Origin of the sequence: Bacteroides cellulosilyticus DSM 14838, assembly GCF_000158035.1 — a bacterium.
GTDB lineage: Bacteria > Bacteroidota > Bacteroidia > Bacteroidales > Bacteroidaceae > Bacteroides > Bacteroides cellulosilyticus.
Genome location: NZ_EQ973491.1, coordinates 894,875 through 908,062 on the forward strand (window position 1 = coordinate 894,875; position 13,188 = coordinate 908,062).

12 protein-coding genes are annotated in these 13,188 nt (G+C 45.2%); 5 read left to right on the forward strand and 7 right to left on the reverse strand.

All coding sequences use genetic code 11. The features are described 5' to 3' along the window. The 3 genes from BACCELL_RS26080 to gcvT form a co-directional block, all read left to right on the forward strand. Positions 1 to 659 (forward strand): amidophosphoribosyltransferase (locus tag BACCELL_RS26080; RefSeq protein ID WP_007212857.1); only part of this gene is annotated, 659 nt, incomplete at its 5' end. Positions 660 to 819: 160 nt separating this feature from the next. Then, the gene (pepT, locus tag BACCELL_RS15615) at positions 820 to 2,043 is read left to right on the forward strand and encodes a peptidase T (protein WP_007212858.1); all 1,224 of its coding nucleotides are present in this window, start codon (positions 820 to 822) and stop codon (positions 2,041 to 2,043) included. Positions 2,044 to 2,059: 16 nt separating this feature from the next. Beyond that, complete coding sequence (gene gcvT / locus BACCELL_RS15620) at positions 2,060 to 3,145, forward strand: glycine cleavage system aminomethyltransferase GcvT (RefSeq protein WP_007212859.1); 1,086 nt, start codon at positions 2,060 to 2,062, stop codon at positions 3,143 to 3,145. 98 nt (positions 3,146 to 3,243) lie between these two features. Here gcvT and BACCELL_RS15625 read toward each other — a convergent pair whose 3' ends face one another. Together BACCELL_RS15625 and BACCELL_RS15630 are read right to left on the reverse strand one after the other, a co-directional pair. Then, positions 3,244 to 4,764 carry a M48 family metallopeptidase gene (locus BACCELL_RS15625; protein ID WP_007212860.1) on the reverse strand — a complete coding sequence of 507 codons (1,521 nt, stop codon included), beginning with the start codon at positions 4,762 to 4,764 and terminating at the stop codon, positions 3,244 to 3,246. A 178-nt stretch (positions 4,765 to 4,942) separates the two neighbouring features. Continuing rightward, the gene (locus BACCELL_RS15630; RefSeq protein WP_007212861.1) at positions 4,943 to 5,197 is read right to left on the reverse strand and encodes a type B 50S ribosomal protein L31; all 255 of its coding nucleotides are present in this window, start codon (positions 5,195 to 5,197) and stop codon (positions 4,943 to 4,945) included. A gap of 259 nt (positions 5,198 to 5,456) precedes the next feature. Here BACCELL_RS15630 and BACCELL_RS15635 point away from each other — a divergent pair, with 259 nt between their 5' ends. Together BACCELL_RS15635 and BACCELL_RS15640 are read left to right on the forward strand one after the other, a co-directional pair. Beyond that, complete coding sequence (locus tag BACCELL_RS15635) at positions 5,457 to 6,464, forward strand: endonuclease/exonuclease/phosphatase family protein (protein WP_007212862.1); 1,008 nt, start codon at positions 5,457 to 5,459, stop codon at positions 6,462 to 6,464. A 281-nt stretch (positions 6,465 to 6,745) separates the two neighbouring features. Further along, positions 6,746 to 7,750 (forward strand): class II fructose-bisphosphate aldolase, encoded by a 1,005-nt coding sequence (locus BACCELL_RS15640; RefSeq protein ID WP_007212863.1) that lies wholly within the window; start codon positions 6,746 to 6,748, stop codon positions 7,748 to 7,750. Between the two features lie 62 nt (positions 7,751 to 7,812). On the opposite strand, the gene BACCELL_RS15645 is transcribed toward BACCELL_RS15640, so the two are convergent. The 5 genes from BACCELL_RS15645 to BACCELL_RS15665 are packed head-to-tail and all read right to left on the reverse strand — an operon-like array spanning position 7,813 to position 13,156. Beyond that, positions 7,813 to 9,309 carry a radical SAM/SPASM domain-containing protein gene (locus BACCELL_RS15645; protein WP_007212864.1) on the reverse strand — a complete coding sequence of 499 codons (1,497 nt, stop codon included), beginning with the start codon at positions 9,307 to 9,309 and terminating at the stop codon, positions 7,813 to 7,815. Further along, a complete protein-coding gene (locus BACCELL_RS15650) occupies positions 9,302 to 9,514 on the reverse strand; it encodes a hypothetical protein (protein ID WP_007212865.1) in 213 nt (70 codons plus the stop codon). Before BACCELL_RS15650 ends, BACCELL_RS15645 begins: the two co-directional genes overlap by 8 nt. 8 nt (positions 9,515 to 9,522) lie before the next feature. Continuing rightward, positions 9,523 to 10,662: a putative HlyD family type I secretion protein gene (locus tag BACCELL_RS15655; RefSeq protein ID WP_007212866.1), complete on the reverse strand. Its 1,140-nt coding sequence runs from the start codon at positions 10,660 to 10,662 to the stop codon at positions 9,523 to 9,525. A gap of 16 nt (positions 10,663 to 10,678) precedes the next feature. Beyond that, positions 10,679 to 12,880, reverse strand: coding sequence for a peptidase domain-containing ABC transporter (locus BACCELL_RS15660; RefSeq protein ID WP_007212867.1), 2,202 nt, complete (start codon positions 12,878 to 12,880; stop codon positions 10,679 to 10,681). 12 nt (positions 12,881 to 12,892) lie between these two features. Beyond that, complete coding sequence (locus tag BACCELL_RS15665) at positions 12,893 to 13,156, reverse strand: hypothetical protein (RefSeq protein ID WP_007212868.1); 264 nt, start codon at positions 13,154 to 13,156, stop codon at positions 12,893 to 12,895. Between the last annotated feature and the right edge of the window lie 32 nt (positions 13,157 to 13,188).

Genomic DNA, 13,188 nt, shown 5'->3' on the forward strand with positions numbered 1-13,188 from the left:
GCAATGTAGAGGAAGTGCGTTTTACCAGTGGCTTGAAGATGGGGCAGAACGATGATTCTGAAGTCGATTGTGCTTGCGGTATTCCTGATTCCGGTGTGGGCATGGCTTTAGGATATGCCGAAGGAAAAGGAGTTCCTTATCACCGTGCTATTTCTAAATATACACCGACATGGCCGCGCAGCTTCACTCCCAGTAAGCAGGAGATGCGCTCATTGGTGGCAAAGATGAAACTGATACCGAACCGTGCCATGCTGGAGGGTAAGCGCTTATTGTTCTGTGATGACTCCATAGTAAGGGGAACGCAACTTCGGGATAATGTGAAGGTATTGTATGAATATGGTGCCAAAGAAGTACATATCCGCATTGCTTGTCCCCCGTTGATTTATGCTTGTCCGTTTGTAGGTTTCACGGCATCCAAGAGCCCGTTGGAACTGATTACACGCCGCATTATAGAAGAACTGGAGGGAGATGCAGACAAGAATCTGGAGAAATATGCCACTACCGGTTCTCCGGAATATGAGAAGATGGTCAGCATTATTGCCGAACGCTTTGGCCTTACAACTTTGAAGTTTAATACCCTGGAAACTCTCATCGAGTCCATCGGATTGCCGAAATGTAAGGTTTGTACACATTGTTTTGATGGAAGTAGTTGCTTTTAAGTAACTCTAAATACTAACATTTTGTAAAAAGGGGCGTGAATTGCTTGGCAGTTCACGCCCCTTTTTCTACCTTTACGGCAGAACTATTGACTACTGTTGATAGACAATTGGTAGTTCATATTCTTAATCGTAAATTGAAAATTATTAAATCGTAAATATTATGGCTTTAGTAGAACGTTTTTTGAAGTATGTAAGCTTCGACACCCAGTCCAGTGAAGAGACAGAGGTGACTCCAAGTACTCCGGGGCAAATGGTATTTGCCAAATATCTGAAAGAAGAATTAGAGTCTTTAGGTTTGGAAGACATAACGCTGGATGAGCATGGCTATTTGTTTGCCACACTTCCGGCAAATATCGATAAGCCGGTACCTACTATTGGTTTTATCGCCCACATGGACACCAGTCCCGATATGAGTGGCAAAGATGTGTCTCCCCGTATTGTTCAAAACTATGACGGTTCGGACATCGTGCTTTGTGCAGAAGAGAATGTAGTTCTTTCTCCGTCTCAGTTCCCCGAACTGCTGGATCATAAAGGGGAAGACCTGATCGTTACCAATGGTAAGACATTATTGGGAGCAGATGATAAAGCAGGTATTGCCGAAATCGTTTCTGCGATAGTGTACCTGAAAGAGCATCCTGAAATCAAGCATGGCAAGATTCGTATTGGTTTCAATCCGGATGAGGAAATAGGATTGGGCGCACATAAATTCGATGTGGAGAAGTTCGGTTGCGACTGGGCCTACACAATGGATGGCGGTGAAATAGGAGAGTTGGAGTTTGAAAACTTCAATGCGGCATCTGCCAAAATCACTTTCAAAGGTCGCAATGTACATCCGGGTTATGCCAAGAATAAGATGATTAATTCAATTCGTGTGGCCAACCGTTTCTGTGCGATGTTACCTGCTCATGAAACACCCGAACATACTGAAGGTTACGAAGGATTCTACCATCTCATCAGTTTCAACGGCGATGTAGAGCAGACTACAGTGGCCTATATTATCCGTGATCATGACCGTGCACGTTTCGAGAGCCGCAAGAAGAAAATAGAACGCTTTGTCAGTGAAATCAATGCTGAATATGGTGAAGGTACGGCAACACTTGAACTCCGTGACCAATACTATAATATGCGTGAGAAGATTGAACCGGTAATGCATATCATTGATACGGCTTTTGCCGCAATGGAGGCTGTAGGTGTGAAACCGAATGTGAAACCTATCCGTGGTGGTACGGATGGCGCACAGCTTTCTTTCAAAGGTTTGCCTTGCCCCAATATCTTTGCAGGTGGTCTGAACTTCCATGGACGATATGAATTCGCTCCTATCCAGAATATGGAGAAAGCGATGAAGGTCATCGTGAAGATTGCCGAACTTGTTGCTATAAAATAATTTAATACCTTAAGACATGAAAACCACTCCGTTTACAGAAAAACATATCTCGTTGGGTGCTAAGATGCATGAGTTTGCGGGATATAATATGCCGATAGAATATTCCGGTATCATTGATGAACACCTCACAGTTTGTAATGCTGTGGGTGTATTCGACGTTTCCCACATGGGAGAATTCTGGGTGAAAGGACCCAATGCATTGGCTTTTCTTCAGAAAGTGACTTCCAATAATGTGGCTGCCCTGACTCCGGGCAAGGTGCAATATACCTGTTTCCCCAACGAAGAAGGCGGTATCGTAGATGACTTGCTGGTTTATCATTATGAACCGGAGAAATACCTGCTGGTAGTGAATGCTTCGAATATAGAAAAAGACTGGAACTGGTGCGTTTCGCACAATACCGAAGGTGCTGAATTGGAAAATGCTTCCGACCACATGGCTCAACTTGCCGTACAGGGACCGAAAGCCATTCTTGCTTTGCAGAAACTGACGAGTATAAACTTGTCGGAACTGCCGTATTACACCTTTACGCATGGTGAGTTTGCCGGTGAGAAAGATGTGATTATTTCCAATACCGGCTATACCGGTGCAGGAGGTTTTGAGCTTTACTTCTATCCCGAAGCTGCCATGAAGATTTGGAATGCCGTGTTTGAGGCAGGTGAAGAATTTGGCATCAAGCCGATTGGCTTGGGTGCACGCGATACGCTTCGTCTGGAAATGGGCTTCTGCCTGTATGGCAATGATCTGGATGATACGACATCACCTATTGAAGCCGGTTTGGGGTGGATTACCAAGTTTGCTGAAGGTAAGAACTTTATCAATCGTCCGATGCTTGAAAAGCAAAAAACGGAAGGTACTGTCCGTAAATTGGTCGGTTTTGAAATGGTGGACCGTGGAATTCCCCGTCATGGATATGAACTGTTCAATACAGAAGGCGAAGCTATCGGAGTAGTAACCTCAGGTACTATGTCGCCTACTCGCAAGATTGGTATCGGTATGGGCTATGTAAAACCGGAATATAGCAAGATAGGTACGGAGATTTGCATTGATATGCGTGGACGCAAACTGAAAGCGGTAGTGGTTCGTCCGCCATTCCGTAAATAAGAGGAGTCTTTTTCACCACAGATTACACGGATTTACACAGATTAAATTATCAATATAAATATCTGTGTAAATCCGTGTAATCTGTGGTGAAAAAAACTTTATAATCTGTTGATCTTATCTAATAATTGATTGGCCCAGGCTATTTCTTTGCTTGTCCATTCTTCCTCTTCTCCTTGCACTCCTTGTTCCTGATACCGGGAAAGTAATCCCAGATATTCCTTCAATGTGCCGGCGGCTTTAGCCTGTTTATTCATGCGCATTAGCAATAGAATTTCCTGTTTATATATGTCAAGATTCGGACTGTCTCCTGCTAGTTCTTTGGCTTTCCAAAGCAGAGTGGCACATTCTTCGTTTACCTCTTCTGTGTTGTAAAGCGCCATCCGTGATTTTGCTAAGATAACGTAATCATGGTCGGTAGCCAGATTGTTATTGATATTCTTCTGTATTAATCTTTCGGCTTCTTCATACCGTTGGTCTGCCATATTCATGGCTGCGTTGAAAGTCACTACATCCGATGTCGCTTTGAGATAAGGATGACTGATTTGGTTTTCTGCCTCACCGGCTTTGTCTATTCGCTTTTTCAGGTTGTCGATGCTGCCGTAACGAAGCAGCTTATGACCGCGTTGCTGTATATTATAGTATCCGATGACTTTGGAAAGTGCAGACGCCAATCCATCGGGATTCATCCCCTTGAATTCCAATAACTCACGTGCAACCCGGTCAGCTGCGTATTCCTGGTTATTCTTGTAATTCATTCCCAGGCGATTTACTACATTTACATTCAGCAGGGCGGCAACGCTTCCGATGCTGGCAACAGCGCCTACACCTAAAGCCGTATCGTCGTCATCCCAGTATGCCACTTCCAGAGCTACTTCGGCAGTGACGGCAAGAACCGTTCCCCAAAAAGCTGCCCGCTTGGCACGGCGTTCAGCACGGTAGATGTTATTAACCTGATGGTCCAGTACAAAATGAGACATCTCATTGGCAATAATGGCGGCAAGTTCATCCTCCGAATCAAGTGTGCAGAGCAGACCGGTACTAATCAGCATTGTGCCGTTGGGCAGCATGTAAGCATCCGGTTCGGGCGACTGGATGACGCGTACATTCAACCGTTCGCTACGGTTGGGATCTATGCCGGTGGCAGTCAGTTTAGCAAAGATATTCTGTACATACGAAGTGATGAAATCATCCTCATAGCCGATCTCTTCCAGCTTGTACAGGTAGTCCCGACATTCTTCGTCCACTTCCTTGCGCAACTTAGAGTTATATCCGCGTTCGCCGAAATACTCATACAGATGTTGTTTCAGATAAGTTTGCTGCCAAAACTCCTGATTGGTTTCGGGAGGTGAGAGTTTAATGGTCTTCAGAGCAGAAGCAGGTACTGCGAATTGTATACCATTGATTTCGGTTGCATAGAAAATGTCGGGACCTGCTTGGTCTGCCGATTTCATTTTCACTACCTTGCGGATCACTACGGGAGTGCCGGCAGGAAAATTCTCATACTGTTGTTGTAGTTCGCCTTTTATGGCAATCGGGCCGCTCAAGTCTTTCTGTCTGGCAGCAAATCCTGCCGTGGAGAGGAGGACGGCGAGGATAACGAAAGTGATAAGACGTTTCATATGGATTCGTTTATGGTTTGTACAATTGACTTGCAATCAAAATTGCTGATACAAAAATAGGAAAGAGTTTTCTCTCTTTCCCGTTCTTTTCCCTACAAAGTGATAGGGAATTTCCTATAATAAAAAAGGGAAGACTTCGTGAAAGTCTTCCCTTTTTTAACTTCAAAAGAAGTCAATTTTATTTCTTCTTACGGTCACCGTAGCGGCTCATGAACTTATCAACGCGACCAGCTGTATCCACCAATGTAGATTTACCAGTATAGAACGGGTGAGAAGTGTTAGAGATTTCCATCTTTACCAACGGATAAGTTTCACCTTCAAACTCGATGGTTTCTTTCGTATTTACGGTTGAACGAGACAAGAACATGTCACCATTAGACATATCTTTGAATACTACCGGACGGTAATTTTCAGGATGAATACCTTTTTTCATTTCAATATTTGTTTTTTTAATTATTATATTCGGTTACTATTTTGGTAATAAATAGTGTAATGGTCTTATTTTTCAGAGCGCAAAGATAGTGCAAGTCGCAGATAATACAAAATAAATTCAGATTTATTTTTGCTTAAGGTACAGTCTACCTTTGTTTAAAGGCAGTGTATTTCTCCGATTTAGAAAAAAGTTCCCTCAAAAAATAGGTTTATCGCTTTTTATTTCAGATTTTTGCATAGTATTTTAATTTATATTCAGCATGAAGAAGCTACTTTTCTTAATTTCCCTATGGCTCTGCGTCACTACGGCAGGTGCCCAGCAGAACGAGCGGGATCTGTATAGTGTTGCGTTTTATAATCTTGAGAACCTGTTTGATACGATTCATGATGCAGGTAAGAACGACCTTGAATTTTTGCCTTCCGGCAGTTATGCATGGACGGCTGAGAAGTATGAGGCCAAGTTGAAGAACCTTGCCAAAGTCCTGAGTGAAGTATCGCGCGACCGCGTACCTGAAGGACCCGCCGTTATCGGTGTAGCCGAAGCTGAAAACAACCGGGTACTGACAGATTTGGTAAGCCAACCGGCTATATCCAACTATAAATTCGTGCATTACGAAGGTCCGGATAAACGGGGCATTGATTGCGCTTTGCTTTATGATCCGGAACAGTTCACTGTTACCAATTCCAAACTGGTGCTTTCCACTCCTTTTGAGGGGGACACTGTGCACCTGACGCGTGGTTTCCTTATTGTAGACGGGCAGATGGCGGGCGAACGCGTTTGTTTCATCGTCAATCACTGGCCTTCCCGTGGAGCTAAGTCTCCGGTACGTGTACATGCAGCCAAGCAGGTGCGGGCATTGACAGACTCCCTGATGCGTACGGACAAGAAACTGAAACTGATAGTCATGGGAGATATGAACGACGATCCCATGGACGAAAGCATGGCTACACTGGGCGCACGCAAGTATGCAAAACAGGTGAAGAAGGGCGAATTCTATAATCCCTGGTGGGAAACCCTTGAAGATAAAGGTGTGGGAACATTGCTCTATCGTGGCAAGTGGAACTTGTTCGACCAGATTGTAGTCTCCCGTCCTTTGCTGAAAGCCAAGAAAGGTTTGAAGTACGATCATAATGAAGTCTTTATCCGTGAATACCTTTTTCAGCAGGATGGCAAGTATAAAGGTTCTCCCTTGCGCACGCATGGCGGACGTGTTTGGTTGAATGGCTACAGCGACCATTTGCCCACTATCATTTATTTGAAAAAGTAATATATAATAATGTGTAAACGAAGACCGGGAAGCTAAACTTGCTTTCCGGTTTTTTTGTTATCTATATAAAGGTATGCAGAAGAGGCGGATAAAGGCTACAGATGAAAAGAGTTTGTAACATAGAGATTACAATATTCTGTTAAAATCATCCAATAGCTTTAAAATAGAATTGTTTCAATGGGGATAATGCGATAATTTATTCCCAACCTGTTCTTCCATTTGAAGGATAATGCTTACTTTTGCGTAGAATTTTTATTCACTAACAATAAACTTTAAACAAAATGATTAATTACAAAGATTTAGGGCTCGTAAACACAAGAGAAATGTTTGCGAAAGCTATTAAAGGTGGATATGCTATCCCAGCTTTCAACTTTAATAATATGGAACAGTTGCAGGCTATTGTAAAGGCTGCTGTTGAAACCAAATCTCCGGTAATCCTCCAAGTATCTAAAGGTGCCCGTCAATATGCTAACCAGACATTGTTGCGTTACATGGCAGAAGGTGCTGTAGAATATGCAAAGGAACTGGGTTGCAAACACCCTGAAATCGTTCTTCACCTCGACCACGGAGATACATTCGAAACTTGCAAGTCTTGTATCGATATGGGCTTCTCTTCAGTTATGATCGACGGTTCTCACCTGCCTTACGAAGAAAACGTTGCTTTGACGAAGAAGGTAGTTGACTACGCTCATCAATTTGATGTAACTGTAGAAGGCGAACTTGGTGTATTGGCTGGTGTAGAAGACGAAGTTTCTGCTGAACATCATACTTATACTGACCCTGAAGAAGTAATCGACTTTGCTACTCGCACAGGTTGTGACTCTTTGGCTATTTCTATCGGTACTTCTCACGGTGCATACAAGTTCAAACCCGAACAATGCCACGTAGATCCGAAGACTGGTCGTTTGGTACCTCCTCCTTTGGCATTCGAAGTATTGGACGCTGTAATGGAGAAACTTCCGGGATTCCCCATCGTACTGCACGGATCTTCTTCAGTTCCTCAGGAAGAAGTTGAAACTATCAACAAGTTTGGTGGCAAGCTGGAAGCTGCTATCGGTATTCCTGAAGAAGAACTGCGTAAGGCTGCTAAGTCTGCAGTTTGCAAGATCAACATCGACTCAGACTCTCGTCTGGCTATGACTGCTGCTATCCGTAAGGTATTCGCAGAAAAACCGGCTGAGTTTGACCCGCGTAAGTATCTTGGCCCGGCTCGTGACAACATGGAAAAGATGTACATGCATAAGATCATCAACGTGCTTGGTTCAGACGGTAAATTGGCTGAATAATCCACGGGATTTTAGACTGATATAGAAGGCTGCTCTTGAAAAAGGGCAGCCTTTTTTCGTGCTCAGTAGTCAAGCCGGTTTTTCATTTCCGGAGCAAGGAAGCATCTCGGGTCCGGATAGTCCCAACACTCTTTGCCGTATGCTTTAATGATATCGCTCCAACACCGGTTTCCGTATTCGAAGCATTCTTCAAAATAGGTGCAGGCTTTGCATTTGCTTTGTCTGCTGAGGTCTTTGCGTGAAAGGTTGCAGAGATGCAATGCTTCCGGAGACTGCCAGATCTCTTTTAAGCCGGATTTCTTAGCATCCCCGATGATGAACCGGGGATTCCAGTAAAGTTGTTCGCAGATAGTAACCTTTCCATCCGGAAGAATAAATAAATGGCTGCTCAGTGCGGAACAGACGGCGCCGTTGAAGTGCATACTTCCTCCCTCATCTGTATAATATTGCTTTTCTATGGCACTTTGGTTCAGGATAATCCGGAAATGCGCATTGGGTACGACCGCTTCCTGCAGAAATCTGAAAATATCACTGATCTTCTGATGGGAAGGTTTTAAATCCGCAAAACCCGGATACTTTGTTGTTGTGGAATTGCTGACAGGCGTAAGGCGCCAGTCATGCAGGTTTTTCAATGTGGATAGAAAGCGGAACAGATCGGTCAGGGTTCGAGGGTCACAATTGTAGGTGGTGAGGACAGAAGACACCTGATAAGGCAACCCGCTTTGATCCAGCATCCGGAGTCCACGCATCATTTCCGAGGCATAGGAACTGTCGACGGATAAAGACTGTACCAATACCGTTGTGTCGATGGCATCCAGTGATACTTGTATCAGATTCTTATAATGGGTTTGTTTTAGTTTTCGCAGACATTCTTCGGTAAATGGTATTTTGGTAGAAATAAATTCCGGTTCTATACCGTGCCTTACCAGTTCCGCCAGAATGATATCCCAATCCTTATGCAGGAAGATTTCCCCGCCTATCAGGTTGATTTGTTGCACAGGCAGTTCTGCCGCTTCCCGTATCAATTCTAAAATGCGGGAGGTGGGCAACCAGTTTTGCACTTGCGTGCGGGTATCGGCATAGCAATACCGGCAGTGCGCCATACAGCGGTTGGTCAGCATCAGCGTCAATAGCAACGGACCGGAATATAACCGTCTGGTACACGTGTCGACGGTCATTCCTGTAGGAGTGCAGGGCGGTAATTTCTGAAAACGGTATTCCGTTCCTGCCCTTTCCACAGGTATAATCAATTGTCTGGGGAAACATATTCTCTTTCCGTGCCATGTCGTGAAGAATGCTTCCCGATTCTCCATGAAAGGGCGTATCAGCCTTTCCACTTTCGATGCGTCACAGTGAAAGAAGAGAGCCAGTAATGGCCAGTTCTCATTCAGGCTTCGTTCGTGCGTGAAGAAGCTGAGCATGCCCGCATGGGCGGGATGTATGAACGACATCCAGTTCGGTGAGGCGTTTCCCTTTCGGTTTGCTTTGGAAAATAGAATGAAACGATGTATATCATCTCTCAGCCCGTAATCAGGATTGAGCACATAGACATCACTCATTCCTGATGGATTTGTCGCCGGTGCTTTCATTGAAAGTAGCACCTGAGAAGCATCCCAGTCCGCAACTTTCCAGCTGCTTGTCGTCTATGCCACCTTGCAGGTCGAACAATTCGTCCATATTCAGCAATTCTTCTTGAGAATAGTTCTCATCTTGAGGTGTTCCCTGACGTTGGTTGTCACCCTTAGCGGAATTTTTAGTTTTCATGATGTTGATTATTTAGAGGTTAATTGATAAAGCGGGGTGAATATGCGGCTCAGTATGCTCCGGTCCGATGTGATGATTTCGGCTTTTCCGGATAGACCTATCTCATACTCTATTTCATCTTTGGTTGTGGTATTCAGTCCATAGGGGAAATTGATTTCCACTGCGTAGTTTTTGCTGTAAGGAACGTAGGCGATAGAAGCCACTTCGCCGGTGAGATATCCGTAAGTATGCACCGGATACTTCTTCAAAGCGATGTTCACTTTATCTCCGGTCCGTATTTCCGCAACCTCTTCCTGCGAGAGCTTGATGCGCCCTGTAGGCTGCCCTTTCTGTTCCGATACTACGGAGCATACGGTGTCACCTTCATTTATCACATTGCTTATTCCCCAGCTTTTCCCCAGAATCACGGTTCCGTTGCTGCTGCTTTTAATCAGGTATCTGGCTTCCCACATCTTCAGGCTGTTAATCATGTTCTCGTATGCCAGTTCCAGTGTTCTCCGGTTTAGTGCCAATTCTTTTTTATGTTCCATTCTCAGGTCGAAGAGTTGGCGCCTGACACTCAGAATATTCATTTCATTCTTTTCGGGCTGTTTCTCCAGTATGGCCAGTTCCTCTTTCAGGAATCTTTCTTTCTGCCGGAAGATGTCGAATTCATCATAAATCATGCACGTACGCACGGCATCTGTGAATTGTCCGTAAGCTCCGGTCATTTCACCCATGATGAGGTCGAACGGAAAACGGTTCAGGTACTTTATCTCGTTTGTGCGGTAATATGCCTCCACGTCTCCCAGCACACGGCTGAATTTCTTTACATCCTCCATAGAGGCTGCATTACGCAGAATACCCAACGTATCATTGCGCTTCACCTGCTGCCGGTCTTCCACGAAAAATCGGTCTATGATTCCCGACTGTCCCACCGTTATCCATGCTGTTTTTGATAAGTCGTCGATGGTAACGCCTGTCTTCACGGTGTCCGGATAGGAGAACAGGGCGGCGAAGATAATTAATAATCCGATAAGCCCGTAGATGATATGACTTCCCGTATGTATCAGCCAGTTGGGCATATCGCCCAGTATGTCGTTATTTTCGCGATTGTAGAGTTCCACTTTGTCCGCTTCCTTGTCTTCCGGTTTGTAGATTTCTTCCATGCGTGCTCCTCCATTTTTAGGCGTTCAGTTCCAGTTGGTTTTTCACTAAGCGGTAGTAATCTCCCTGTTGGGATATCAGCGAGTCGTGGTTGCCCTGTTCGGTGATGTTGCCATCCTTTAGCACTACAATCTGGTCGGCATTGCGCACGGTGCTGAGGCGATGGGCTACGATTACTACTGTACGGTCTTTGAAAAACTGGTCCAGATTCCGCTGGATTGTTTTCTCATTGTCCGTGTCCAGTGCATTGGTGGCTTCGTCAAAGAAGAGGTAATCGGGGTTGCGGTAAATGGCTCTGGCTATCAGTATCCGCTGCTTCTGTCCCTGGCTCACACCTTGCCCGGTGTTACCTATCCGGGTGTTATACTTCAGGGGCAGGGTCTCGATGAAGCTGCGTATATTTGCCATATCTACGGCATAAAGCAGTTTCTTTTTGTCCACGGTGTCATCTTCGGGAGCGATGTTGTTGGCTATGGTGTCGTTGAAGATAAATCCTTCCTGCATGACGACCCCGCAGTGCTTGCGCCATTGCTTGAAGCTCAGGTCTTGCAGCGACTGCCCGCCTATGCACACCTTTCCTTCCGTGGGTGGATAGAAACCCAGTATCAGTTTTATCAATGTTGTTTTTCCGCTTCCACTTAGCCCTACGATGGCGGTAGTCTTTCCGGCCGGAATGTCCAGTGATATCCCTTTGATAATCTTCTTCGACTTTTCCGAACCATACGTGAAGAACACATCTTGCAGTTGTATGGACTGGTTGCCGGATATTTGTTCGTCGCTGTCCGGTCCCTTGTCTTCCTCCTCGTTGGGCTTGCTGTGTATCTCTCCCAGCCGTTCCAGACTGAGTTGAGCGTCCTGCGCTTGCTGCATGAAGGATACGAACTGTTCTATCGGGCCTTGCATCTGACCAATGATGTACTGTATGGATAACATGATACCCAGTGTGATGTCTCCATTCAGTACGGCGGTGGCGGAGAGCACGGTAATAAGTATATTTTTCACCTCATTGATGAGCACGGCACCTACTTGCTGCCATTGCCCCAGATTGAGCGATTTGATGTTGATATGAAACAGGGAAGCCTGTATGTTTTCCCATTCCCACCTTTTCTGCTGTTCGCATCCCAGCAATTTGATGTCCTGCATACCGTATATCATTTGCATCAGGTTGTCCTGATTGACGGACATCTGTTCGAAGTTCTTCCGGTTGAGGTCGGCACGTTTGCGCATGAAGAGCTTCACCCAGCCTACGTAGAGGATACTGAAAAGGAGAAAGAGCAGGAAAATCTTCAGGTTGTACATGGCAAGCACTCCACCGAAGATGATGATGGTGATAGTTGCAAACAGGATGCTCAGTACGGACTGGGTGAGGAACATCTCTATACGTTTATGATCTTCGATGCGGCGAATCAGGTCGCCGGCCAGCTTGCTGTCGAAGAACCGCATGGGTAGGCGCATCAGTTTGACGAGGAAGTCCGATATCAAGGCTACATTGACGCGCGTACTGATGTGCAGCAAGATACAGCGTCGTATGACCTCAATCAGTGTGCGGCTGAATACCAGCATCAGTTGGGCCACCAATATCAGTTGAATAAAGTTCAGGTTACGATGCCCGATACCCTGGTCTACGATGGTTTGCGTCAGGAAGGGGAAAGCGAGTTGCAATACACTGCCTGCCAACAGGCCTATAATCAACTGAACTATCATTTTCCGGTAAGGGTGTACGTATCGCAGCAGATGCCATAGCGATATGCCTTCGTACTTGATGGGAGTTGTGTCATAGAATTGCGGGGTTACCTCAAGCAGCATGGCTATTCCTTTCTCTATGCCTCCTTGCGAGGTGCTTATCCAGCATTTCTTCAGTTCCTCTTCTTCATATTTCAGTAATCCGTAAGCCGGATCGGCAATATAAAAGTAGGTTTTCCCTTTCTTCTGAACAATATTGTAGAGCACCACGAAGTGTATCTGATTCCAGTGCAGTATGCACGGTAGTCTGGACTGCTGTTTCAGCTTGTCGATGGTGGTACGAATGCCTGTGGCACGCATACCGATGCTGGTGGCTGCTTCACTGATGCCTTGCATATTCACTCCGGTGCGTTGTATGAATGATTGTTCGCGCAGTTGTTGCACGGAGAATTTCTTTCCGTGATATCTGGCTATCATTCTCAAGCACGAGGGCCCGCAATCCATGCTGTCCAGTTGTTTATAGAAAGGGAATTTCATAGTAGGCTGGTTTTATTGATTCTGAAATCGCTGGCAATTGTTGCAACATTCTCCACCCATCAGGGTGCAGAAATCCTTCTCTCCATAGTAGTATGTCTGGCTATAGCAGCTATAGAGTATTTCTAACATCAAGTCTTTGCGCAGAAAGTTTAGATACTCGAAGAGGGCGGATCGGGATAGATTCAGCTTTTGGGCAAATTTTTCCGGCGTACCTGTACGTCGATGTGCAATCAGCGTATTCATATAAATGATTTTCTGTAAGTCGACATTTTTCATAATGGTGTGTTTTTAGTATTATAATAAGAAGA

Excerpts from the sequence above, each read along its gene's own strand:
- pepT (WP_007212858.1), top strand. The coding sequence starts at position 820 with ATGGCTTTAGTAGAACGTTTTTTGAAGTATGTAAGCTTCGACACCCAG.
- gcvT (WP_007212859.1), top strand. The coding sequence starts at position 2,060 with ATGAAAACCACTCCGTTTACAGAAAAACATATCTCGTTGGGTGCTAAG.
- BACCELL_RS15625 (WP_007212860.1), bottom strand. The coding sequence starts at position 4,764 with ATGAAACGTCTTATCACTTTCGTTATCCTCGCCGTCCTCCTCTCCACG.
- BACCELL_RS15630 (WP_007212861.1), bottom strand. The coding sequence starts at position 5,197 with ATGAAAAAAGGTATTCATCCTGAAAATTACCGTCCGGTAGTATTCAAA.
- BACCELL_RS15635 (WP_007212862.1), top strand. The coding sequence starts at position 5,457 with ATGAAGAAGCTACTTTTCTTAATTTCCCTATGGCTCTGCGTCACTACG.
- BACCELL_RS15640 (WP_007212863.1), top strand. The coding sequence starts at position 6,746 with ATGATTAATTACAAAGATTTAGGGCTCGTAAACACAAGAGAAATGTTT.
- BACCELL_RS15645 (WP_007212864.1), bottom strand. The coding sequence starts at position 9,309 with ATGAGTGATGTCTATGTGCTCAATCCTGATTACGGGCTGAGAGATGAT.
- BACCELL_RS15650 (WP_007212865.1), bottom strand. The coding sequence starts at position 9,514 with ATGAAAACTAAAAATTCCGCTAAGGGTGACAACCAACGTCAGGGAACA.
- BACCELL_RS15655 (WP_007212866.1), bottom strand. The coding sequence starts at position 10,662 with ATGGAAGAAATCTACAAACCGGAAGACAAGGAAGCGGACAAAGTGGAA.
- BACCELL_RS15660 (WP_007212867.1), bottom strand. The coding sequence starts at position 12,880 with ATGAAATTCCCTTTCTATAAACAACTGGACAGCATGGATTGCGGGCCC.
- BACCELL_RS15665 (WP_007212868.1), bottom strand. The coding sequence starts at position 13,156 with ATGAAAAATGTCGACTTACAGAAAATCATTTATATGAATACGCTGATT.